Raw genomic sequence first — 24321 nt, forward strand, 5'->3', positions numbered from 1 at the left:
CGAAATAGAAAGCTGACCGATGAAAATATCTGACATCAAGGCGTACCCTGTATGGGTGGGGCACAGAAATCTGTGCCTGGTAAAAGTAGAGACCGACGAGGGAATCTACGGTTGGGGGGAGTCCGGTCTCTCCAGTCGTGAGTTGGCGGTGGCAGGAGCAGTAAAGCATTTCCGGGAGTTTTTGCTGGGGCGCGACGCGCGCAATATTGGAGCGCTGTGGCAGGAAATGTACCGCAGTCAGTATTTCGAAGGTGGGCGGGTATTAACCGCGGCGATTTCCGCAATCGATATCGCCTTGTGGGACATCGCCGGTAAGGCACTGAATGTGCCGACTTATCAACTGTTAGGTGGAAAACAGCGAGATGTCATTCCTCTATTCGTGACTTCCACAAAACCCATGGGCAGTGCGTTGCTGGATGATATCCGCGCACTGGCTGATCAAGGGTGGGAGGTGATTCGGGCCACAACAGGCGAGCACGGTTCTGCAGTTCAGCCCACCACTTTCGATGTACGCCGTTCCATTGCCGCCACCTCAGGCAGTCTGAGGGAAATTCGGCAAGAGCTGGGTGAAGCGACAGTTTTGGGGATCGATTATCACCACCGCTTGTCGGTGGCGGAGGCCGCAAGCTTCTGCCAGAAGCTTGGTGAAGGCGTGCTGGATTTTATCGAAGAGCCGATCCGAGATCAGTCTCCTTCCGCATACCAGGGATTGCGGCGCATGGTCGATGTTCCCTTTGCCATCGGCGAAGAGTTCGCCAGTAAATGGGACTTCATGCCTTATATTGAGCAGGACATCACCAATTTTGCCCGCATTGATGTCTGCAATGTTGGGGGGCTGACAGAAGCTATGAAAGTCGCCGCCATGGCCGAGTCTCACTATATCGATATTATGCCGCATGACCCTCTGGGGCCGATCTGTACCGCAGCCACAATACAAATGTGTGCGGCGGTACCGAATCTCTCCTGGTGCGAAATAGCACCTTACGACAGTGATACCTCTGACCACGATAAGTTTTTTATCAATCGTCCCAAAGAAGTCAACCGGGCATATCCCGTAGGTGATGCGCCAGGTCTCGGTATTGACGTGAATGAAGCGTTGATCGCGGAACAATCATTCAAGTACTGGGAAGCGCCGCGCCTGTATAAACCGGATGGCAGCTATACCAACTGGTAGACAAAATATAGAAAAATGGTAAAAAAAAATGAAATCAACGTCTATGAGTTTGCATACATTTGCACCTTTGGCTGTATCCCGTTCAAGCAGGTCTTTTGTCTTTGCAGCGTTATTCAGTCTGACCGCGTGTGGCGGTGCCTCCGATCCATCTGTACCGAAGGTGCAAGCCGCTTCTACATCCGGGCAGTTATCTGAAGATTTAGTGCTCGAAAGTTTTGACAAGACGGCTATTCCCGCAACTGTAAAAGTCAATAATGGCGCAGTCTCACTGGTAGATAGTGCGCGAGGGGATAAAGCACTGCTGGTTAAGTTGGATCTCAAAGAAAACAACAGTGCAGCACTTGTGATTGCACCAGAAGAACCTTGGGACTGGAGTGAATTTTCCGATTTCAATCTGGCTTTTGATGTGGCCAATAAGGGCACTGAATCAGTGCAAATAGACGTCACAATGACGGACAAAAACGGAGACTCCTATACCCGGGGCATGGTGGTTCCGGCGGACGGTGTTTGGCGTACATACTATGCCAAACTGCACGGACACGATCAGCAGGATCCAGACAGTGCGGCCAAAAATGAATTCAATTTCTCTTCGGGATTGCGTTCCAACCCTCCAACATGGCAATCCGATGACGTTATGCTCCACTCTTTTTGGGGGAAAAAGTTACTGGATTTAAGTGGTATAACAAAAATTTCCTTCGGCTCAGATGGGAGTCTTAGCAATCGTCAGTACACGATCGATAACATCCGTCTGCGTGCCAATCCGGAGATGGATAAAAATTTCCTGACTGGTCTGTTGGATAAGTACGGGCAGAATGCCAAAGTGGACTACGAGGGCAAAATTCACTCGGACGAAGAACTAAGGGCCGTTGTAGCGGAAGAGCTGGCGGGGCTTTCAGGAAAACTTAATGAGGGGCGCTCCAAGTACAGCGGATGGAAGGATGGTCCCCGTTTTAAATCCACTGGCTACTTCCGTACGCAAAAGGTAAACGGAAAGTGGGCGCTAATTGATCCGGAAGGCTATCTATATTTTTCTACTGGTATCGATATTATCCGTCTTTCGAATTCATCAACAATTACTGGCTACGACTACGATCAGGCACTGATTCCCGCGCGCAGCGATGATGAAGTTATAGCCGAAGACGATCAGCCGCTGAATCGTGTGAATGAAAAAGCCTGGGCCACCCGGCATTTGGTTTCGGAGACCCGTGCGAAAATGTTCACCTGGCTGCCCGACTATAATGACCCTCTGGGCAACCACTACGGTTATCGCCGTGAAACCCAGTCTGGCCCACTCAAACACGGCGAGACATTCAGCTTCTATAGCGCCAACCTTGAGCGCCGCTATGGAGAGAGTTACCCGGAATCCTATCTGGATACTTGGCGCAAGGTGACAGTTGATCGCATGCTGGACTGGGGGTTCACTTCTCTCGGTAACTGGGCCGACGCGTCTTTTTACCAGGAGGAGAGGATTCCTTTCGTCGCCTTCGCGGATATTATCGGTGACTTCGGAACCCTTTCCAGCGGTTTTGATTTTTGGCATCCGGTGCCAGACCCCTTTGATCCTAGATTTTACCAGCGCGCCCTTGTCGCGGCCGAATCCGTCAATCAGCAGATTAACGGCAGCCCGTGGTGTATGGGGGTGTTCTTCGATAATGAGCAAAGCTTCGGCCGGCTGGAGTCCGATGAACTGCACTACGGTATAGTCATCAACGCCTTGTCGAGAGATGCAGCGGATACACCGGCCAAAAGCGCTTTTACCGAAATTTTAAAGAAAAAATATGGTTCAATTGAGGCCTTGAATAAGGCTTGGAACAAACAGGTTGCGTCCTGGGAGGCATTTGCAGCGGGCATGGATTCCAGTATCAGTACGGATGCGCAGTTGGAAGACTACGCCAGCCTGCTGTTTGCATATGGAGACCAGTATTTTGGCACTATCAACCGGGCCATGAAATCCATTATGCCAAATCACCTTTACCTCGGTTCCCGGCTGCCCAGCTGGGGAATGCCGGATGAGATCGTAAAGGCCGCGGCCAAGAACGTCGATATTATCAGTTACAACTTGTACGAAGAAGGTCTGGTGCCGTCCAAGTGGGAGTTTCTTGCTGAAATAGACAAACCCAGCCTGATCGGTGAATTCAGCTTCGGTGCTGATGATCAGGGACATTTCCACCCGGGTATTGTTATTTCGGCGGATCAAAAAGACCGCGGTCGTATGTTTAGGAACTATATGTACTCCTTTATCGACAATCCGTACTTCGTCGGTGTACACATGTTCCAATATATGGATTCCCCGATAACTGGCCGTGCCTATGACGGTGAGAACTATGCCAATGGGTTTGTTTCCGTAACCGACGTACCTTACATAGAGCTGGTCAAAGCGGCCAAAGAAGTCAATGGCAGTCTCTATAAGCGCCGGTATGGTGATGTACAGTTGCGCGCTCGCTCCGCTAGCGAAAGGGGCTCTGATTAATTCAGGGGCCACTGATGTCTTCACACGGGAGCTGCAGTGGACTTCGGGCGCTCAGTCCATGAGATGAGCGTTTCGTACATGTATGGGTATTTTCCTCGTGAGTAGGTTTCTATAGTTCTACAGGATATCGTCCTTCTTTATCCGACGATTTCGAAATGCCCGTTCCACTATCTGGCTTCAAATATCTTTAGCGGGAGAAGGCTGCGGAATCATAGGTGCCTTCGCTTCATCTTCCCACGTTGTGCCTTAGCCGTGCGCGCCCCATTTTGGGGCGCGGTATTGCCTGTGCAGTTCCATGCATAAAGTGATTGACGCCAATTGTTAACAATTTACAATAGGGGCGGTAAGACGCTTTTGCGGGACTGTATGCACAGTAAAGAAATTGGGTTCCACCATGTTGACCGAAGTACAAGAACAGGCTCCCCGTCAGATGGCCCCCGGCACTATCGCGGCAACCAAGGTCGAGTATTACCAGATTCCGCTAGCCGAAGTGCTTTCAGATGCTCGTCACGGTGATCACACGCATTTCGAGCTGCTGGTGTTCCGGATACGCTGCAGCGATGGCTTGGAAGGTGTGGGGTATACCTACACCGGCGGGCGCGGGGGGCGCGCTATTTATTCTCTGCTGAAGGATGATATTCAGCCCTTGCTGGAAGGCCGGGATTCCTCGGAGATTGCCGCCATCTGGGAAGATATCCAGTCACACCTGCATTATGTGGGGCGGGGAGGGCTTTTGAGCTTTGCAGTCTCTGCGGTGGATATCGCGTTATGGGATCTGCGCTGCAAGCGCCTCAATCTGCCGTTGTGGAAGGTGGCTGGCGGCGCTGGCAATACCACAAAGTGCTATGCCGGCGGTATTGATCTGAATTTCTCCGAGTCAAAGCTGCTTGACAACATCTCCGGCTATTTGTCCCGCGGCTTCAATGCGGTAAAGATCAAAGTGGGTAAGGAAGATTACCGCGAGGACGTGGCCCGGGTGGAGGCCGTGCGCCAATTGATCGGTGATGATGTCACTTTCATGGTGGATGCCAATTACTCAATGACGATTGAACAGGCAGTGCGCTTTGGCCGAGCGGTTGATCACTGTGCTATCACCTGGTTTGAAGAGCCCACCATTCCCGATGACTATACTGGCTACGGCCGTATCGCTGATGCCATTAACATTCCCCTGGCGATGGGTGAAAACCTGCACACTGTGCACGAGTTTACCTACGCCATTGCGCAGGCAAAACTCGGATTTCTTCAGCCGGATGCTTCTAATATCGGTGGTGTAACCGGCTGGTTGAAAGTGGCGGAGTTGGCTTATGCGTACAACCTTCCGGTGTGCAGTCACGGTATGCACGAACTGCACGTTTCCCTTATGGCGAGCCAGCCTCACGCGGGTTATCTGGAAGTTCACAGCTTCCCCATAGATGAATATACAACCCGCCCCATCGTGCTGGAAAACGGTCGCGCCCAGGCTTCCAATGAGCCAGGCACTGGCGTGACTTTCGATGAAACCCTGCTCAGACCGCATTTGGTCATGCACACTTGATAGGTGGAGATAATGCAAGCTCTAGCAGCTCAATACGTCGGTAACCGGTCTTTTGAAATACTTGAGGGACGTGTTGATGCGCCCTCGGCGGGTGAGGTGCGCCTGAGAGTCGGCTATGTCGGTATCTGTGGTACCGATATGCACATCTACCATGGCCTTATGGATTACCGCGTGCAGCCGCCGCAAGTGGTGGGGCACGAGATGTCCGGTGTAGTGGATGCGGTGGGTGCAGATGTTACCGGTTTTAGCGTCGGCGATCGGGTAGTGGTTCGTCCGCTGGATTACTGTGGAGACTGTCCGGCGTGCCGGGAAGGATACAGTCACATCTGTCATAACCTGAAATTCATGGGGGTGGACTCTGAAGGCGCATTCCAGAGTTACTGGAACGTCAAAGCCAGAACGTTACACAAGCTGCCGGAGCATGTGTCCCTTAAACAGGGCGCTCTGATCGAGCCGCTGGCCGTGGCCTGTCACGATGTGTCGCGTGCCCGCTTAAAAGCCGGTGAGAAGGCAGTGATTCTTGGTGGTGGACCCATTGGTCAGCTGATTGCGCAGGTGGCGATCGGCATCGGCGCCGAAGTCATGATATCCGAGCCGAGTCCGGAACGCAGAAGCTTCGCCACAAGTAACGGCGTGTTAGCGGTGAATCCCGTCGAGCAGGATTTAAAGTCTGCGGTAGACGAATGGACCGGCGGCAAAGGTGCCGATGTAGTATTCGAAGTTTCCGGTGTTCAACCCGCTGTGGACGTTATGACTGAAATTGCCGCTGTGCGCGGCCGTATCTGCATGGTGGCCATTCATTCGAGCAAGCCGCAGGTAGATGTGTTTAAGTTTTTTTGGCGCGAGCTGGAGCTGGTGGGCGCCCGAGTCTATGAAGCGGAGGACTTCGAGCGGGCGATTGATATGGTGGCGGACGGTAAGATCGACCTGGAGCCTTTTATCAGCAAGGTGGCGCAGCTGGATCAAATCGATAGTGCCTTCTCCAGCATGGATGGAAACCCCTCCGGTATGAAGGCTTTGGTGTCCTGTGGCGCCGATGGCTAAGTGAGTCAGTCAAATAATATTTTAAGGGGTGAAATTTATGTTGGATCAATTCAGTCTTGAGGGAAAAAAAGCCTTGGTTACTGGGTGCAACCGAGGTATCGGTAAGGCGATGGCTGTTGCATTGGCGGAAGCTGGTGCCGACGTGATCGGTGTATCGGCCAACTTGAGCCTGACTGAGTCTGAGGTGGCGAGTGAGGTAGCGGCTACTGGAAAACATTTTTTTCCCTATCAGTGCGATTTTTCCGACCGCAATTCTCTCTATGCATTTATCGATAAAGTGAAAACGGAACATCCACGAATCGATATTCTCGTCAATAACGCCGGCACAATTTTGCGAGCCCCTGTCGTGGAGCACGGGGATGATTTGTGGGATAAGGTGATTGAGGTCAATCTCAATGCCCAGTTTATCCTGAGCCGTGAAATCGGTAAGGAGATGGTTGGCCGGGGATCTGGAAAAATTATTTTTACAGCCTCTCTGCTGACTTTCCAGGGAGGAATTACAGTTCCTGGATACGCCGCCAGTAAAGGTGCCATTGGGCAGATTACAATGGCGCTGTCCAACGAGTGGGCCAGCAAAGGGGTGAACGTCAACGCGATAGCACCAGGCTATATTGCTACCGATAATACGCAGGCGCTGAGAGAAGATAGTGAGCGAGCGGCCAGTATCCTAGCGCGGATACCCCAGGGGCGCTGGGGGGTTCCGGAAGATTTTAAAGGCCCTGTGGTTTTCCTTGCATCCGAGGCTTCCAATTATATGAACGGTAGTATCCTTCTGGTGGATGGCGGTTGGATGGGGAGATAGTCTGATGGCGCTAAAAAACAATGTGAATTTTATCAACGGTGACTATGTTGCTTCCCACTCGGAAGGAATTATTGAAGTGCTTAACCCCAGTACCGGAGAAGTTCTGGGGGCTATTCCCAAAGGGTGCGTAGAGGATGCGGAGGTGGCGCTCAATGCCGCAAAGCAAGCGCAAAAAGCCTGGGCGAAACGGACAGCCCGGGATCGCGCGGCGCTGCTGCGTAAATTTGCCGCGGCTATTCGGGCGGAAACAGAAATTCTTGCCGAGCTGCTGGTAAAAGAGCAGGGCAAATTAATTGGTGTTGCTCGCGACGAAGTCAATGCAACCGCCACTTTTATCGAGTATGCCTGCGACAATGCGTTGACACTGGAAGGAGATATTTTGCCTTCAGATAACGAAGGCGAAAAAATTTATATCCACAAAGTGCCGCGTGGTGTGGTGGTGGCAATTACAGCTTGGAATTTCCCCTTGGCATTGGCTGGCCGCAAGATCGGTCCGGCGTTGATCACAGGCAATACCATTGTGGTGAAGCCCACCCAGGAAACGCCGCTTGCGACCATGGAGTTGGGGCGCATTGCCAACGAAGTGGGGATTCCCGCTGGTGTTTTGAATATCGTCAATGGCGAGGGATCCGTGGTTGGTCAGGCGCTTTGCGAAAGCCCGCTTACCGCCATGATTACAATGACCGGCAGTACTCGCGCAGGCCAGATTATCCATCAGGCCAGCGGCAAGCACATGATTCCGGTGATGCTGGAGCTTGGGGGTAAGGCGCCGTTTATCGTGATGGAGGACGCAGATCTGGACAAGGCAGTTGAGGCGGCGCTCTGGACTCGTTTTGCCAATTGCGGCCAGGTTTGTACTTGTGCTGAACGCCTGTACGTCCACGAAGACGTCTATGACGCTTTTATGGATAAGTTTGTGCCCAAAGTGAAAGCGCTGAAAGTCGGGAATCCGATGGATGCAAGCGTGCAGGTAGGCCCGAAGGTGAACGCCCGCGAAATTGAGCATATTCACGCGCTCGTGCAAAAGAGTATCGAGCAGGGGGCTGAGCTCGTCTGTGGTGGCAAGCGCGCATCGGTGGAAGGCTTTGAGGGGGGCAACTGGTACGAGCCTACGGTTCTGACCAATGTTCGGCAGGATAATATTTTGGTGCACGAAGAAACCTTTGGCCCGGTCCTGCCCGTGGTGAAAATTTCCAGCATTGATCAGGCGATTGAGTATACCAATGACAGCGAGTACGGCCTTTCTGCCTATCTGTTCAGTGCGAATCTGAAGTATATACACCGTGCTATTGCCGAAATGGAAGTTGGGGAGGTATATGTGAACCGGGGTATCGGGGAGCAGCACCAGGGATTCCACAACGGGTGGAAGAAAAGTGGTATTGGTGGTGAGGACGGACGTTACGGCCTGGAACAGTACGTGGATAAGAAAACGATTTATTTCAATGAACTCTGACTGATCGACTCTTTTCTTTCATCTCATCAGGATGAATTTTTGCGGGGATTATTCCCCGTTTTTTTTGCCTGCGAAAGTGCTTCTGAGGCGTCAACGCGCGTGTTTCAGCCGGTTTCGGGGCACACTATCTACTTGGCTCTCTTGGCCAAGAAGTATCGTTGTTTTCAGGGAGTGAAAGCATTGCAGGTGCCCTGTCTAGTCGCCGTCGTTTTTCTTCCAGGTACGGAGTGCCCCTAATGCTCTCGGCTAAGAGAATCAGGGGGTTCCCAAGTGGGCAGGGGGTAATGCGCCCAAATTGTGTGTCTTGCGATACAGGGCTGGGTCAGACGGATAGCCCGGCAATCGGCCGGGCTCTAGGCTGTCGTTATTAAGAGGCTTATGCTATTTGATGTTGGCGCGCAGCGCCGTGGTGGCCACATTGATCTTGTTGGCCTTAAGTGCGTCGAGAATCGCACGGTGCTCGTCAACGCAATCTTTGGGGTCGGAAATGCGCTTGTAGTTCATGCGCATACGTAACACGATCGGATACCAAAGGTTGACCAGCTCATCACCGCCAGCGGCGCGGATCAGGTACATATGAAAATCGATATCTGCCTTGGTGACTTCGTGGAATTCCTGCGCGTCGAAGGCATCTTGCAGCCGCTCAAGAATGTCTTCCAGTTCGGCAAAATCCATTTCGGTCAATTTGCCTTTTAGGTTTCGTATTGCGTGTACCTCGATTCTGCGGCGGATGTCGATCATCAATTCCTGCATCGAGGGGTCCAGCACGCTGTTGACTGAGACTCCGCAATTGTTCTTCGCTACCAACAGGCCTTCCTTGGTAAGCTGCAACAATACGTCGCGCACCGGCCCCCGGGAAACGCCGAATCGGTTGGCGAGCTGTTGTTCATTCAGTTTGGTATTGGGAGCAAGTTTGCCCGAAATGATATCGGAGCGCAGTTGATCCGCGATCTGTTCGCGGACGGGAATAATCTTATTGGCCTCACGCATATTCGTATCTGCTGACCAGTTAATCTTGGGGTGGGAGCGTATCGCCACCGCGGTATTTCGTCGAAAGACCCCTAGTGGGGTATGCCGGGATTTCTAGTCCCAGACCACTTTGTAACAAATTTACAAATTTTATCAAACTGCAGATAGCGCTGCAGGGAATAGGTATAATCCCACTCAAAATGTTAAATGTCTACAATTTGTGGGTGTTTGCAGAGTTTTCGTACAGGGGGGCGCAGTCCCGGCCTGATCTAAGCGCAAAAATGAACCGCGGTAGTCGTTTGTCCGTGCAGGAGGGAATACCGGAGTGGGGAATAATCAATGAGTGAAATTCTGGTTTGTGACTGGGGAACCAGCAGTTTTCGCCTGATGCGGCTGAGCGCCGAGGGGGAGATTGTTGGGCAGATTGCCTCTCAAGCGGGAATAAAATCCCTGCAAAATAAAGAAATCGAGGCCTACTTGCTCGATCAATGCCATCAGTTGGATGAGTCTGGAGCACTGCCGGTCATTTTGTGCGGGATGGTGGGCTCCGGTATCGGCTGGTATGAGGTGCCCTATGTGGATTGCCCGGTATCGATCGCTTCCCTGGCAGGGGCAATTCAGTCCATGCCGTCCGGGGCCGTGAACGCCTATTGTGTGCCGGGGGTAAAAAAATTGACCGGCGCGGAGGCCGACGTTATGCGGGGGGAAGAAACCCAGGCAATCGGGTGGTTGAGCGGTGCCAGCGAGGCCGAATGGGCGCAGAGCCTGCTCTGTCTGCCGGGTACCCACAGCAAGTGGATGTCAGTGGTGGACGGAGCGATTCGGGATTTCAGTACAGCTTTCACCGGTGAACTCTATTCCTTATTAAAGGAGCACAGTGTGCTGGTGCAGGGAGAGCAAGAGGATAGTGCGGCGGCCTTTGACACAGGGCTCGAGGACAGCCGCTCGGGCACCGCTCTGATTCATCAATTGTTCAACAGCCGCAGCCGGGCGGTGTTGGGCGTTTTGGATTCTGCCCACAGTGCCAGCTACCTTTCCGGGCTGCTGCTGGGCTGTGAAGTGCGGGCTATGGCAGAGAAGCTGAGCGCGGGGGCGGAGGGCAAATCACTGGTTCATCTTATTTGCGGTGATCATTTGGCGAAGCCGTATTGCCGCGCCCTGGCGTTTTATGGCATGGATTGCCGCCACTACTCCGGCGATACCTATTCCGCCCGCGGACTGCTGGCTATCGCCAGAGCGAGTGTATTGGTATAGCGCGTTCTGATGGTGGCCCCCGGCAATCGCTAATGGATACATGCCGGGAGCGTGCAAACATGCGCCCGCAGCCGCGGCGGTGGTATCAGCCCGGGTAGAATTTCTCTTCCATGCCTCTGGTGTCGGTTGCGTAAATAAAGAGGTGGCCGGCCTGCGGTTGTCGGCGCAGGGCGTCGGCGTCTAGCCCGAATTTGGCGGTGTTTACAAACAGTAGATTGCGTTCCGGGCCGCCAAAGCCGACGCAGGTAGCCTGCTGAACCGGTAGGTGGATTTCTCCAGCCACGCTGCCGTCCGGGGCGTAGCGAACCACCTTGCCATTGCCCCACTGCGCATTCCAGACATGTCCCTCTATATCCACGGTGGAGCCATCCGCGTGCACACCCTCCTCGGTAGTGGCGAACAGGCGGCGGTTGCTTAGCTGGCCCGACTCCGGGGCAAAATCAAATGCGTATATCGCGTAGCGGGGAGAGTCCGCAAAATACATGGTACGGCTGTCTGGAGACCAGCCGAGCCCATTGCTGATACGGATGTCGTCCAGGTGCTCGGTGACATTGCCATCGGTATCCAGGCAATAGAGTTTCCCGCGCTGCGCCGGATCTTCTGCCCACAAATCCGGCGTATCGATCAGAGATCCGACCCAAAATCGCCCCTGGCGGTCCATGCGGCCGTCGTTCAAGCGTACTTTGAGGTTTTGCGGCAGCCGGAAGATCCATTCCAGAGCCTGTGTTTCTGGCTGAAAACGGGCGATGCCGCTTTGAAACGCACACAGCAGCCAGTCACTGTTTTCGATAAAGGCAAATGAGCAGAGGTTTTCCGCAGTAGGGAATACTTCCTTGCGGCCATTTTCAGGAAAATAGCGGATTAGTTGATTGTTTGGCATGTCTGTCCAGTAGATGGCCTGGTGCTCAGAATGCCACAGCGTGCTCTCCCCCAGTCCGCAGGCGGTGGGTAGGGTGTCGATCAGTTCGAACTGCATTTGCGCTCCTATTTTTGTTAATTGTTGACATTATGCCGGGTGGAAGGCGGGCGGGGAAGCGTATAGGGTTGATCATGCGCGGAGCGGCCTGTGGGATCGGTAGTAGCATGTGGCGCAGGGCCTGGCGCCTCAAACGGCTGGCGTCGTTGGACAGGCATTTCCCATAATTTTGCCGGCGGCGGTACACCCAGTCCCTTTTGCGCGCTCGGCGTCACTTATTAGGTGCCGTCGAGCGTGTTATTGGCGGAACAATGAAAGAGAAAAGGCAGATGACGGAAAACATGGAGATTTTTGAGTTGGCTCAGGCCCTCGGCGAGGCATTGAAAAAACGGGGCTGGCGTGCCACCGCGGCTGAGTCTTGTACCGGTGGCGGCATAGCGGATGCCATGACTTCCGTGCCGGGAGCCTCCGAATGGTTTGAGGGCGCGCTGGTCAGTTACGCCAACCGAATCAAGCGTGACATGCTGTTTGTGTCGGAGGATGACCTGGAGACTTTCGGGGCGGTCAGTGAACCTGTGGTACGGCAGATGGCCAGCGGTGTGTTGGCGATGATGGATGCCAATGTCGCTACGGCTGTAAGCGGTATCGCCGGCCCGGAAGGGGGCACTGAAGAAAAACCGGTTGGCACTGTGTGGATTGCGTGGGCACACTCCGAGGGGCAGGAGCCGGTGACGATTGAGGCCAGGTGCTACCATTTCGACGGCGACCGCGCGGCGATTCGGCGGCAGTCAGTCATCGCGGCCTTGCGGGGTATGTTGGAGCTGGTGCGGGCACACCCTGAGTAACACCGGAGGTTGCCGCTGGTATCACCGTGGTGGCAAGCTCAGGTTTTTCGGTCGGGGTGACGCTGCCGTGGACCGCTCCCACAGGCGCGCTCCAAGTCCGCGGCCTCTTCGAATTACTGGTTGCTTATACAGTAATCCTTCGCTAAGCTTGCCCCCATTCGACAACGTTTCAACACACGGGAAGACTCATGGATTCCAACAAAAACAAGGCGCTGCAGGCGGCTCTGGCGCAGATCGAGCGCCAGTTCGGCAAGGGCACAGTGATGCGGATGGGCGACAAGGGGCGCGAACGCATCCCCGCGATTTCCACCGGCTCCTTGGGCCTGGATGTGGCACTGGGTATCGGCGGTTTACCCCGTGGCCGTATCGTCGAGATCTATGGACCCGAGTCCTCTGGTAAGACCACCCTGACCCTGCAGGTGATCGCCGAGGCTCAGCGCCAAGGGGGCACTTGTGCCTTCGTCGATGCCGAGCACGCGCTCGACCCCATATACGCGGAGAAGCTGGGGGTCAATGTGGACGAGCTGATCGTGTCCCAGCCGGACACCGGCGAGCAGGCCCTGGAAGTGGCCGACATGCTGGTGCGCTCCGGGGCGGTGGATGTGCTGGTGGTCGACTCTGTGGCGGCGCTGACGCCGCGTGCGGAGATCGAGGGTGAAATGGGAGACTCCCATGTAGGGCTGCAGGCGCGCCTGATGTCTCAGGCTCTGCGCAAGCTGACCGGCAACATCAAGAACACCAATACCCTGTGCATTTTCATCAACCAGATCCGCATGAAGATCGGCGTGATGTTCGGTTCACCGGAGACCACTACCGGCGGTAACGCGCTCAAATTCTATTCCTCCGTGCGTCTGGACATACGCCGTATCGGTTCGGTGAAAGAGGGCGACGAGGTAGTAGGTAACGAGACCCGTGTGAAGGTGGTTAAGAACAAGGTGGCGCCGCCATTCAAGCAGACCGAGTTCCAGATCATGTACGGCGAGGGTATCAACCTGCTGGGAGAGATCGTCGATTATGGCGTCAAGCTGGGGTTGGTCGACAAGGCCGGTGCTTGGTACAGCTATAAGGGAGAGAAAATCGGGCAGGGCAAGGCCAACGCGGTGAAATTCCTGAAAGAAAACCCGGATATCCGCGATGAGATCGAAGGGCAGCTGCGCGCTCAGATGCTGGGCGATTTGGCGCCGGCCTCTCCTGAAGAAGTGGTGGCGGACACTTCGGACGAGTAAATGCCCGCCACCACTGGAACCGAGGCGGCCAATTCGGCTCGGGCGCTCTTCGATGCGGCGCTCGAGCTGTTATCCCGTCGCGAACACTCCCGCCTTGAGATCAGGCAGAAACTCTCGGGCCGCTTTCCTGAGGCCGACTTCGATGCGCTATTCGAGCGCCTACACCAGCTTAATTATCAGTCCGATCGGCGTTTCGCCGAGGTGTTCACTCGCTCCAAGATACAACGCGGTTATGGGCCACTGCGTATCCGCCGCGAACTGCAGCAACGCGGTATCCACAGAGACCTGATCGGCGATGCCCTGGAGGGAGTCCAGGTAGACTGGTTTGCGCTGGCCGCTGAGCAATTGCAGCGTCGCTTCCACACCCCGGTCAGCCGTGCGCTGCCCCGAGAGCAGCAATGGAAAGAGCGCGCTCGGCGCCAGCGTTTTCTCGCTAACCGGGGTTTTTCCGCCGAGGCAATTCAATGGAGCCTGGATGCGGAAGGGATCGACCTGGGTGATTCAACGCGCTAATTGCCCGAGGTCACGGATGTGCCGTCCCGCAGGCGCTAATATTTCCGTGCAGCCCTGACCGCTTGCATATACTTTCGGTGGTTGCAGGCTGCTCCCTTGGAGCGATAAACCCAAAATAATAAGAGCGAGGTGTCCCCATGATTCTTTCCATAGACCAGGGCACCACTGGCACCACTGCCTTTGTCTTCGATACCCGTGGCACTTTGATCGGCCGCAGCTACACGGAACTTCCCAACTACTATCCGCGGCCGGGATGGGTGGAACAGAAGGCCGATGCCATTTGGTGGGTCACCCGGCGAGTCTGCGCCGCCGCATTGGAGCGCGCGGGTATCAGCGCCTCCGACCTGATGGCCGTGGGCATCACTAACCAGCGGGAAACCACTTTGCTATGGGACCGCCAGAGCGGGGAGCCGGTCAGCCCGGCCATCGTCTGGCAGTGCCGCCGCTCGGCGGATATTTGCGACACGCTCAACGTCGCAGGCAAGGCCGAGTTGCTACGGGAAAAAACGGGCTTGGTTCTGGATGCCTACTTCTCTGCCAGCAAGCTGCTTTGGCTGTTCCGCGCCCAACCGGAGTTGCTGGCGAGAGCCCGGTGCGGAGAGCTTTGCTTCGGTACCGTAGACAGTTGGCTAATCTGGAAGATGACCGGTAACCGCGACCATTTCACTGACCACAGTAACGCCAGCCGCACGCTGCTGTATAACCTGGACAACAAATGCTGGGACCCGGAGTTGCTGGACCTGTTTGGTATCCCGGAATCTCTGTTGCCGGAAATCCGGCCATCCGCGGGGCATTTTGCGGATACAGATCCCGAGGCATTTCTGGGTGCATCAGTACCAATCTGTGGTGTGGCGGGTGACCAACAGGCGTCACTATTTGGGCAGGGCTGCACCAATCCCGGGGATGTCAAAAATACCTACGGCACAGGCTGCTTTATGCTCGCCTATGCCGGTCCTGAGCGCCCACGGCAACCGGAGGGCTTGTTGGCGACGATTGCCTGCGACCCAGCCGGGCAGCCCGCCTATGCGGTAGAGGGGGCGGTGTTTACCGCGGGTTCCGCGGTGCAATGGCTGAGGGACGAAATGGGCCTGATACAAGAGGCCGCGGAGACAGAAATGATCGCCCAGAGCGTGCCGGATACCCGCGGAGTCTATCTGGTGCCGGCCTTCAGCGGTCTTGGGGCGCCACATTGGCGCGCTTCGGCCCGGGGGACCATTTGTGGACTCACACGGGGCTCAGGTCGGGCTGAATTGGTGCGCGCAACCCTGGAGTCCATTGCCTACCAGAGCGACGAACTGGCGCGGTTGATGGGCGAGGCGCTGGGGCTCCCAATCCGGCATATGCGTGTCGATGGCGGTGCCAGTGCCAACAATTTTCTGATGCAATTTCAGGCAGATATTTCCGCACTGCGAGTGGAAAGACCGAAGCAGATTGAATCCACTGCTGTGGGCGCCGCCTTACTGGCGGGAATTGGCGCCGGAATTTGGTCTGCTGACAAACTGCCGCCACGTCTGCTGGATATAGAGCGGGATTTCCTGCCGGCGATGGCGGAGGAAGAACGCAACCGATTGCTCGCCGGTTGGCGGCGGGCTGTTGCGGCCTGCTGCGCATTTTGAGTGGGCCGCCTATCCTCAGGGAAGGAGGTGACAATCATGTCTGTACACGACGAGTTACAGAAGACTATTGCCGATATGGTGGACGGGAGCCGGGGTATTCTGGCGGCCGATGAGAGCAGCGGCACTATCGCAAAACGGTTTGCTGCCATCGGTGTTGAATCTACGGAGGAAAATCGACGCTTCTATCGCGCCTCGCTGCTGTCCGCTGAGGGACTGGGCGACTATATCAGTGGCGTTATTCTATTTGAGGAAACGCTCGGCCAGGTGGATGATCGGGGCGTCCCATTACCGGATGTGGCAGCGGCGCAAAACATTGTTCCCGGCATCAAGGTAGACAAAGGGAAGGGGGCATTGCCGGGTGCCCCTGGCGATCTGATCACATATGGTCTTGACGGCCTCGCGGAGCGTCTGGCCGGTTACAAAGAACAGGGTGCCCGCTTCGCCAAGTGGCGGGAGGTCTATCCCATAAGCCCGGGTAATCCCACTCGGTTGGGGCTCACTGCCAATGCGGAAATGCTGGCGCGCTACGCCGCTGTGTGCCAGTCTGTCGGCGTGGTGCCGATCGTGGAGCCGGAAGTGCTGATGGATGGCAATCATGATATTGAGCGCGATGCCGAAGTGAACGAATGGGTGTGGCACGAGGTCTTCCACGCCCTGTACCGCCACGGAGTTGTGTTGGAGCTGATGATTTTGAAGCCAAGTATGGTGACGCCTGGCAAAGAATCCACCAGGGCGGTACCGGAGCAGGTGGCCGAATACACCATGCGCAGCCTGCGCCGGGCGGTACCCGCAGCGGTGCCGAGTATTAATTTTCTCTCCGGTGGCCAGGGCCCGGAGGAGGCCACTGCCAACCTGAACGCACTCAATCAGCTGTGGCAGGCGCCCTGGCAGCTCAGCTTTTCCTATGGCCGCGCGCTACAAGAGCCGGCGCTCAAAGCCTGGGCGGGCAGATCCGAAAACGGTCCCGCATTGCAGCGGGCGCTGTTGAAACGGGCTCGCCTCAATCATCTGGCAATGCGAGGGGAGTACCGGGAAAGCCTGGAACTGGAATGATATGACAATTACAAGAAAACAGAGCGAGGAGAGAAATGGAGTTTGTCACCCGTGGAAACCGCCTCCACTACCGGTGCTGGTGGGTTGAGGGGGCACTGGGTGTCGTAGTCATTGCCCACGGCCTCGGCGAGCACGGAGGCCGCTACCGGCAGTTGGCGCAGTTTTTAAACAGTGCTGGGTTCAGCGTGTACGCGCTGGATCACTACGGGCACGGCCTGTCCGAAGGCAGAAGGGGACATATCGAGGACTTTGCATTCTACAGCGAGGATCTGCACCACTTTATCCGCCTGGTCAAAAAGGACAATAGCGGGCGCACCCTGCATTTACTGGGGCATAGCATGGGTGGTGTAATTGCCTGTGGTACTGCTATCCGCTTCGGTGGTATTGATAGTCTGATACTATCGGCGCCGGGTATTCGCGGGTGCGAAGAGCCGGCAGGGGTTGAACTGTGGCTGGTGCGGCGGCTGGTCAGTTTGCTTCCCCGCCTGGCCCTGCCCAATCGGGTGGACCCACGCTGGTTGAGTCACGACGAATCTGTGGTTGAGTCCTACAATACGGACGACCTGGTATACGGGCGGATCTCGCTGCAGTGGTTCGATGCTTTTCTGCGGGAACGGGAATACCTCTATCCACGTCTCGCGCAAATTACCGAACCCTGTTTGATGCTGCTCCCGGACTCAGACCGCATAGTGGATAGTGCCACCAGTCGTGATTGGTTCGCCCATTTGGGGAGCAAATCCAAGGTGCTGGAACTTTTCCCGAACGCATATCACGAGGTGTTCAATGAGCCAGAAGATGGGCCTCGTGCGCGAGAACTTCTGCTGGAACACTTGAAGGCGGTGGCGCCGATGGCCGCTTCGGCGGTTGCCGGCTGACAGCGCGGCTGTGGAACTCCCGTCGAGTCCGTGCTGTTGAGGGTTTAGGCGGCTTAAAGGGGGAAGCGGTTTTCAAAATGCGCGCATACCTCCTTCACGCCTCCGTAGTTCCGACGTATGCCTCCCTGTAAGCGCCGTCAGCTCCACGAGCGGCGTCTCCAATTCTTGGGGTTGCGCTAAAACCGGGAGCCCCGCCGTTACACAGTGAAAAACCCCACTAACCGTTGTACTATACGCGGTCATTTTTGCCCCCCTGAGCGCGGGGCCTCGGGAAATCTGTAGGGTGGAACATGGATAAAAAGTTGTTGAGTCTGCTGGTGTGCCCGGTGAGTAAGGCGCCACTTGAGTATCGCGAGGAGGCTCAAGAGCTGGTGTGCAAAGCCAGCGGTCTGGCTTATCCGGTACGCGACGGTATCCCGGTCATGCTGGAGTCCGAGGCGCGTCAGCTGACCGCCGAGGAAAAACTGGAAAAGTAGAGCATGGCCGAACCGAGTGTATTCAGCAAGATTATCGCCGGAGAACTCAGTGCCGAGCGAATCTACGAGGACGAGCAATGCATCGTAATCCCGGATCGTTCTCCACAGGCGCCGACCCATCTGCTGATTATCCCGCGCAAACCTTTGATCAACCTCTCCGATGCGGAAACCGAGGATAAACCGTTGCTCGGCCACTTAATGTGGGTGGCGGCGGAAGTGGGCAGGAAGCTGGGTTTGGACGGTTTCCGCCTGGTGGTCAACAATGGCCACTCAGCCGGGCAGACAGTCTTTCACCTCCATATCCACCTGTTGGCTCAGAAGAAATTATCGGAGCAGGGACTGGCCGTCTCTTGATTGGGCGGCTTGGTAACGGGTGACTTCCGGAATGACTGGCCGGGGAGCAAATAGGCCCCGCCAGCGGCACGGAGAGTTACGGGAAGCATTTTGCCCGCACAACTGGCATTATTAACCAATTAAATTTAACTAGTGAAGTGGAATTACGCCGGATGAAAAGCGCACAGATTCGCGACGCCTTTCTGAAGTACTTTGCCGAGCAGGGCCACACGGTGGTGCCCTCCAGCTCCCTGGTGCCGGGCAATGATCCGACCCTGCTGTTTACCAACGCCGGTATGGTGCAGTTCAAGGACACCTTCCTCGGGCAGGAGCAGCGCCCGTATAGCCGCGCAGTCAGCGCTCAGCGCTGCGTGCGCGCCGGCGGCAAGCACAACGATCTGGAAAACGTCGGCTATACGGCCCGCCATCACACCTTTTTTGAAATGTTGGGCAATTTCAGCTTTGGCGACTACTTCAAGCGCGAAGCGATCCAATTCGCCTGGGAATTCCTCACTAAAGTATTGAAGTTGCCCGAAGAGCGCCTCTGGGTAACCGTCCATATCAGCGATGACGAAGCGGCGGACATCTGGCTGAAGGAGGTCGGTGTCAGTGCCGAGCGCTTCTCTCGCCTGGATGAGGACAACTTCTGGCAAATGGGGGACACGGGGCCCTGTGGCCCCTGTTCTGAAATCTTTTATGATCACGGCCCCGAGGTGCCCGGAGGTCCGCCCGGCTCCGACAACGACGACCTGGATCGCTATATTGAGATCTGGAATTTGGTGTTCATGCAGTATGAGCGCACAGCCGACGGAGAGCTGCATCCGCTGCCCAAGCCCTCAGTGGATACCGGCATGGGGCTGGAACGCATTGCTGCGGTGATGCAGGGTGTGCATTCCAACTACGAGATAGACCTTTTCCAGGCTTTGCTCAAAGCCGCTGGTGACATTGTCGGCTGCAGCGATATGGAGGAAAAATCCCTGCGTGTTATCGCTGACCATATCCGCTCCTGCTCCTTCCTGATTGCCGACGGTGTCATGCCCTCTAACGAGGGACGGGGGTTTGTGCTGCGCCGCATTATCCGCCGCGCTGTTCGCCACGGCCATAAGCTGGGCCACAAGGAAATTTTCTTCTACAGACTGGTCGAAGCCCTGGTAGAGCAAATGGGCGATGCCTATCCGGAGCTGCGCGAGCGGCGCGAGACTATTGAGTCTGCATTGCGCAAGGAGGAAGAGCAGTTTGCCAGAACCCTCGACAAGGGAATGGCGCTGCTTGAAGAGGCCCTCGAATCCCTGCAGGGAGATGAAATTCCCGGTGAGCTGGTATTCACACTGCACGATACCTACGGCTTCCCTACGGATCTGACCCAGGATATTGCCCGTGAGCGAGGCCTGACTCTGGACATGGCCGGCTACGAGGCGGCGATGGAAGCACAGCGGGAGCGCGCGCGGGCCGCGGGCAAATTCAAACAGGATTACAGCGGCGCTCTGGAACTGGAGGGTGCTACCGAATTTTTGGGTTACGAAACCACGCGGGCGGAGGGCAAAGTCATTGCCCTCGTCAAAGGTGGTGAGCAGGTGGAGCGGCTTGAAGAGGGAGACGAGGGCACAGTTGTGCTGGACCGCACCCCGTTCTATGCGGAATCCGGTGGCCAGGTTGGCGACTGCGGTTATCTGAATAACGGGAGCAGCCGTTTCGAAGTGCGTGACTGCGCCAAGCAGGGGGCACATCACTTGCATGAGGGGCGGGTGTTGGCCGGTGCCATCGCCGTGGGCGACAGTGTCAGTGCGGAAGTATCCGCCGATGTTCGTCAGGCGACGGCCTTGAATCATTCCGCAACCCACCTGTTGCACGCCGCGCTGCGCAAAGTGCTCGGTGAACATGTTACCCAGAAGGGGTCGCTGGTGGATTCCGAGCGGCTGCGTTTCGATTTCTCCCACCCAGAGGCGGTTACAGCCAAACAGCTGCACGCCATCGAATCGTTGGTGAATAAGCAAATACGCGCCAACACCGCGGTGCACGTTGAGGAAACCGATTTGGAAAGCGCCAAACGCAAGGGAGCAATGGCGTTGTTCGGCGAAAAATACGGTGACAAGGTGCGGGTGTTGTCGATGGGGGCAATCGATGACGGTAGCGCTTTCTCCGTGGAACTTTGTGGCGGCACTCACGTTCGGCGTACCGGCGACATCGGCCTACTGCGCATTGTCAGCGAGAGCGGTATTGCCTCCGGACAGCGGCGCATAGAAGCGGTTACCGGCGCCCATGCACTCGCACTCTTCGATGAGACCCAGCAGCGTCTGGAGCATGTCGCTGCGCTGTTGAAAACACGTCCCGACAAGCTGGCGGATAAGGTTGAGCAGCTGCTGGCTAACAATCGCAAATTGGAAAAGGAAGTCGCCCAACTGAAGACCAAGTTGATTAGTGGCTCAGGCGGGGACCTCTCCAGTCAGGCAGTGGAGGTGGCCGGGATCAAGTTGCTGGCGGCTTCTGTGGATGGCGCCGACCCTAAATCGCTGCGCGATCTGGCGGATCAGATGAAAAGCAAACTGGGGTCAGCCGTGGTGCTACTGGCGGCGCCTGCCGAGGAAAAAGTGGCCCTGGTGGCGGCTGTTACCAAGGATCTGACCGCGCGGATCTCCGCCGGTGATCTGATGCGCTTTGCTGCGGCCAAATTGGGGGGCAAGGGCGGTGGCCGCCCAGATATGGCTCAGGGTGGCGGTACCGATGTGGCGGCGTTGCCGGCGGTGTTGAAAGAAGTGCCGGGCTGGGTCGAGGGCCAGCTCAACTAGTTAATTTCGGCCAAATTGCGTTTGGTGCCCGTGTGCCAAGTTGATTTCACTGAAGTTTGGTGATTTAGTGCGCGCCTTGCGCGAATTGGTGCTGCGAGCGCATTAATAGGCAGTAGTAAGGAAACACTACATCTTATGAGTTTGTTCGTGCAGAAATACGGCGGCACCTCGGTGGGTTCTATCGAACGCATTGAGGCCGTGGCTGACAAAGTGGCGGCGTTTCGCGCCCAGGGACACGAAATGGTGGTGGTGCTCTCAGCCATGAGCGGGGAGACCAACCGTCTGATTGGCCTTGCTCATCAGATCCAGGAAAACCCGGATCCCCGCGAGATGGATGTACTGGTGTCCACTGGCGAGCAAGTCACCATCGCTTTGCTCAGCATGGCGCTGAAGAAGCGTGGCTATGACGCCTGTTCCTATACCGGTGGCCAGGTCAAGATACTGACCGATAACGCACACACCAAAGCGCGTATCCAGCGCATTGACGTCGAGCGTATGCGACGCGACTTGGATGCGGGCAAGGTGGTTGTGGTCGCCGGGTTTCAAGGAGTGGATGAAGAGGGAAATATCACCACGCTTGGCCGGGGCGGTTCAGATACCACCGGCGTGGCTCTTGCCGCTGCCCTGAATGCAACCGAGTGCCAGATCTATACCGACGTGGACGGCGTTTACACCACTGACCCGCGGGTAGTGGACAGCGCTCGCCGTCTTAAGCGCATCACCTTCGAAGAGATGCTGGAAATGGCCAGCCTCGGCTCCAAGGTGTTGCAGATACGTGCGGTAGAGTTTGCTGGTAAATACAAGGTGCCGCTGCGCGTGCTCTCAACTTTTGAAGAAGGTGAGGGCACACTGATCAGTCTGGATGAGGAAGACAACGAGATGGAACAGCCTATTGTTTCCGGCATAGCTTTCAACCGCGATGAGGCCAAACTGACCATTCGCGGTGTGCCGGATACGCCCGGCGTGGCTTGCCGGATACTCGCGCCGATCGGCGCCGAAAACATAGAAGTGGATGTGATCGTACAGAATATCAGTGCTGTCGATGGCACCACTGACTTCACCTTCACGGTGCACCGCAATGACCTGGCCAAGGCACGCAGAGTACTGGAGAGGGTGGCAGAGGAATTAGGTGCCAGGGAGGTGATTACCGACGACAAGATCGCAAAGGTCTCCATCGTCGGTGTAGGGATGCGATCTCATGCCAACGTGGCAAGTCGCATGTTCAGCGCTCTGGGCGAGGACAATATCAATATCCAGATGATTACCACCTCGGAGATCAAGATCTCGGTGATCATTGACGAGCGCTACCTGGAGCTGGCAGTACGCGCGCTGCACAGTGAATTTGAGCTTTCGAAGCCCCGGGAAGCCAGCTAAAGCTCCTGTCAGGATAGGCCTGTCGCGGGTGCCCTGTGCAGGCCATCGGTAAAGTGCAGGAGATTGCTCCACCCAGATATGGGGCCTGCCGCGCAAGTAATATGAGTCTATGGGCTGAGAAGGCTTGCCGTGGCCCTATCCCCTGGAGGGAATAGTTGGCAAGAAGCTATAACCAGAGTTTTGGCGGTTGCGAACCATCTATAGCGATTCGGTCATTGGCGCGGAGTCCGACCTGTTGAGATTTTGATCGACTAGGCAATACTGAATAGTGTGATGGGCAGTATTCGACCTTTTGCGCCGCCGTCCGGTTATTATGATGACTATAAGCGTAGCTTCAGGAGTATCCCGCTGCGCTATATCACAGGATGATCAAGGAGAAGTAGGTAATGTTGATTTTAACCCGCCGGATTGGCGAAACGCTGATGGTAGGTGACAATGTGACGGTTACCGTGCTCGGAGTAAAGGGCAATCAGGTGCGTATCGGCGTCAATGCCCCCAAAGAAGTCGCTGTACACCGGGAAGAGATTTACCAGCGTATCCAGCGCGAGAAGCAATCCACAGAGGAGGGTGGCGGCGGCAACGAGTAAGCTGCGCTACCCCGAAGAGGCCGGTGCTGCCGGCCTTTTTTGTTGTTGATTCTACAATCCGGCTCCGCGAAGTGAACAATCGCTGTACAATTGGAGTGATGTGGAGTCTGAAGTGCTAAAAAGTTATTGATTCCCCATTGATTTTTGCCTCGCTGTTGGTATGATGCCGCCCACTTTCAGCGGTTACCGAGCAGTAGCGGATCAGCGTTGAAAGTAGTCTCCTCTTTAAAAGGGGGAGGATACAAGGTGAGATGGCCGAGTGGCTGAAGGCGCGCCCCTGCTAAGGGCGTATGGGTTAACGCTCATCGAGGGTTCGAATCCCTCTCTCACCGCCATATAGAAAGGGCCCTGCAAGGTAGGGCCCTTAAAAAAACACCCTCTTTTGAGAGGGTGTTTTTTTTGACTCCGTGTACGGCTGAGTTGGTGTGGCCGGTGGGAAGCGCACTGGTAACCCTTTTCTTAGCGCTGAAAAAAAGCACATAAAAATGTGCTTGCGGAGAAAAAATTGGCCGCTATAATGCGCGCCACCTCAGGCGAAACCCTTGCTGGATTCGCGGCTTCAAAAAAAATTTTTGAAGCAAAAAGCTCTGAAAAAAAGAGCTTGCCAAGGTCGGAGAGGTCGCTATAATGCGCGCCACTTCGAACGGAGCCGGAAGGGGCTTCGGGAGGTTTTAAGAGCGGCGTTGGCCGCGAATTGAAGCCTCAAAAAAGTCTGCAAAAAAAGCACTTGCTTAAGCAGATCGGATGTGTAGAATACGCGTCCCACGGTTAAGGCCAGGCGCCTAACCGAGTTGTTTAAAAAGTCGATCAAGCAATATGTGTGGGTGCTTGTGGGGCGATGGATCGATCATCTGGTTTCGGCCAGAGACAGATTTATCGGAAGCAAGCAACTCATGTCAATGAATTGCGCGTAATTCCGAGCAAGACTTAAGTCTGGAGTGAGAGATTATCTCACGAAGGGCGACTCTTTAAACTGAAGAGTTTGATCATGGCTCAGATTGAACGCTGGCGGCAGGCCTAA

At 55.6% G+C, this 24321-nt stretch carries 20 protein-coding genes and 1 tRNA gene; 19 read left to right on the forward strand and 2 right to left on the reverse strand.

Features of this window, described 5'->3' with window-relative positions:
* The first annotated feature begins 19 nt into the window (after positions 1-19).
* From BM155_RS11885 to aldA, 6 genes are all read left to right on the forward strand, one after another.
* The gene (locus BM155_RS11885) at positions 20-1174 is read left to right on the forward strand and encodes a mandelate racemase/muconate lactonizing enzyme family protein (RefSeq protein WP_067154025.1); all 1155 of its coding nucleotides are present in this window, start codon (positions 20-22) and stop codon (positions 1172-1174) included.
* Between the two features lie 202 nt (positions 1175-1376).
* A complete protein-coding gene (locus BM155_RS11890; protein ID WP_254773183.1) occupies positions 1377-3644 on the forward strand; it encodes an agarase in 2268 nt (755 codons plus the stop codon).
* A 394-nt stretch (positions 3645-4038) separates the two neighbouring features.
* Positions 4039-5178, forward strand: a complete 1140-nt coding sequence (locus BM155_RS11895) for a mandelate racemase/muconate lactonizing enzyme family protein (protein ID WP_067154019.1) — start codon at positions 4039-4041, stop codon at positions 5176-5178.
* A gap of 12 nt (positions 5179-5190) precedes the next feature.
* Complete coding sequence (locus tag BM155_RS11900) at positions 5191-6222, forward strand: zinc-dependent alcohol dehydrogenase (protein ID WP_074903312.1); 1032 nt, start codon at positions 5191-5193, stop codon at positions 6220-6222.
* 37 nt (positions 6223-6259) lie between these two features.
* The gene (locus BM155_RS11905; RefSeq protein ID WP_067154013.1) at positions 6260-7024 is read left to right on the forward strand and encodes an SDR family NAD(P)-dependent oxidoreductase; all 765 of its coding nucleotides are present in this window, start codon (positions 6260-6262) and stop codon (positions 7022-7024) included.
* A 4-nt stretch (positions 7025-7028) separates the two neighbouring features.
* Positions 7029-8477 carry an aldehyde dehydrogenase gene (gene aldA / locus BM155_RS11910; protein WP_074903314.1) on the forward strand — a complete coding sequence of 483 codons (1449 nt, stop codon included), beginning with the start codon at positions 7029-7031 and terminating at the stop codon, positions 8475-8477.
* Between the two features lie 381 nt (positions 8478-8858).
* Here aldA and BM155_RS11915 read toward each other — a convergent pair whose 3' ends face one another.
* Complete coding sequence (locus BM155_RS11915) at positions 8859-9467, reverse strand: GntR family transcriptional regulator (RefSeq protein WP_067154010.1); 609 nt, start codon at positions 9465-9467, stop codon at positions 8859-8861.
* Between the two features lie 318 nt (positions 9468-9785).
* Here BM155_RS11915 and BM155_RS11920 point away from each other — a divergent pair, with 318 nt between their 5' ends.
* On the forward strand, positions 9786-10700 hold the full coding sequence (locus BM155_RS11920) for a 2-dehydro-3-deoxygalactonokinase (protein ID WP_083421174.1): 915 nt from the start codon (positions 9786-9788) through the stop codon (positions 10698-10700).
* Positions 10701-10785: 85 nt separating this feature from the next.
* Here BM155_RS11920 and BM155_RS11925 read toward each other — a convergent pair whose 3' ends face one another.
* Entirely contained in the window at positions 10786-11676 is an 891-nt protein-coding gene (locus BM155_RS11925; RefSeq protein ID WP_074903316.1) for an SMP-30/gluconolactonase/LRE family protein, read from the reverse strand.
* A gap of 269 nt (positions 11677-11945) precedes the next feature.
* On the opposite strand from BM155_RS11925, the gene BM155_RS11930 reads away from it, so the two are divergent.
* From BM155_RS11930 to BM155_RS11985, 12 genes are all read left to right on the forward strand, one after another.
* Positions 11946-12461, forward strand: a complete 516-nt coding sequence (locus tag BM155_RS11930; RefSeq protein WP_067157802.1) for a CinA family protein — start codon at positions 11946-11948, stop codon at positions 12459-12461.
* A 188-nt stretch (positions 12462-12649) separates the two neighbouring features.
* The gene (gene recA, locus BM155_RS11935) at positions 12650-13687 is read left to right on the forward strand and encodes a recombinase RecA (protein ID WP_067154002.1); all 1038 of its coding nucleotides are present in this window, start codon (positions 12650-12652) and stop codon (positions 13685-13687) included.
* A complete protein-coding gene (locus BM155_RS11940) occupies positions 13688-14200 on the forward strand; it encodes a regulatory protein RecX (protein ID WP_067153999.1) in 513 nt (170 codons plus the stop codon).
* Positions 14201-14337: 137 nt separating this feature from the next.
* Positions 14338-15816 (forward strand): glycerol kinase GlpK, encoded by a 1479-nt coding sequence (gene glpK / locus BM155_RS11945; protein WP_067153996.1) that lies wholly within the window; start codon positions 14338-14340, stop codon positions 15814-15816.
* A 36-nt stretch (positions 15817-15852) separates the two neighbouring features.
* The gene (locus BM155_RS11950; RefSeq protein WP_067153993.1) at positions 15853-16869 is read left to right on the forward strand and encodes a class I fructose-bisphosphate aldolase; all 1017 of its coding nucleotides are present in this window, start codon (positions 15853-15855) and stop codon (positions 16867-16869) included.
* A gap of 35 nt (positions 16870-16904) precedes the next feature.
* Entirely contained in the window at positions 16905-17744 is an 840-nt protein-coding gene (locus BM155_RS11955) for an alpha/beta hydrolase (RefSeq protein WP_067153990.1), read from the forward strand.
* Between the two features lie 290 nt (positions 17745-18034).
* Positions 18035-18220: a Trm112 family protein gene (locus tag BM155_RS11960; protein ID WP_067153987.1), complete on the forward strand. Its 186-nt coding sequence runs from the start codon at positions 18035-18037 to the stop codon at positions 18218-18220.
* 3 nt (positions 18221-18223) lie between these two features.
* Entirely contained in the window at positions 18224-18574 is a 351-nt protein-coding gene (locus BM155_RS11965) for a histidine triad nucleotide-binding protein (RefSeq protein ID WP_067153984.1), read from the forward strand.
* 152 nt (positions 18575-18726) lie between these two features.
* A complete protein-coding gene (alaS, locus tag BM155_RS11970) occupies positions 18727-21339 on the forward strand; it encodes an alanine--tRNA ligase (RefSeq protein ID WP_067153979.1) in 2613 nt (870 codons plus the stop codon).
* A gap of 135 nt (positions 21340-21474) precedes the next feature.
* Complete coding sequence (locus tag BM155_RS11975) at positions 21475-22713, forward strand: aspartate kinase (RefSeq protein ID WP_067153978.1); 1239 nt, start codon at positions 21475-21477, stop codon at positions 22711-22713.
* A 386-nt stretch (positions 22714-23099) separates the two neighbouring features.
* The gene (csrA, locus tag BM155_RS11980; RefSeq protein WP_067153976.1) at positions 23100-23300 is read left to right on the forward strand and encodes a carbon storage regulator CsrA; all 201 of its coding nucleotides are present in this window, start codon (positions 23100-23102) and stop codon (positions 23298-23300) included.
* Between the two features lie 245 nt (positions 23301-23545).
* Positions 23546-23635 (forward strand) — tRNA-Ser (locus BM155_RS11985).
* Positions 23636-24321: the final 686 nt, after the last annotated feature.

The sequence above is a fragment of the Microbulbifer thermotolerans genome (genome assembly GCF_900112305.1).
Classification (GTDB): domain Bacteria; phylum Pseudomonadota; class Gammaproteobacteria; order Pseudomonadales; family Cellvibrionaceae; genus Microbulbifer; species Microbulbifer thermotolerans.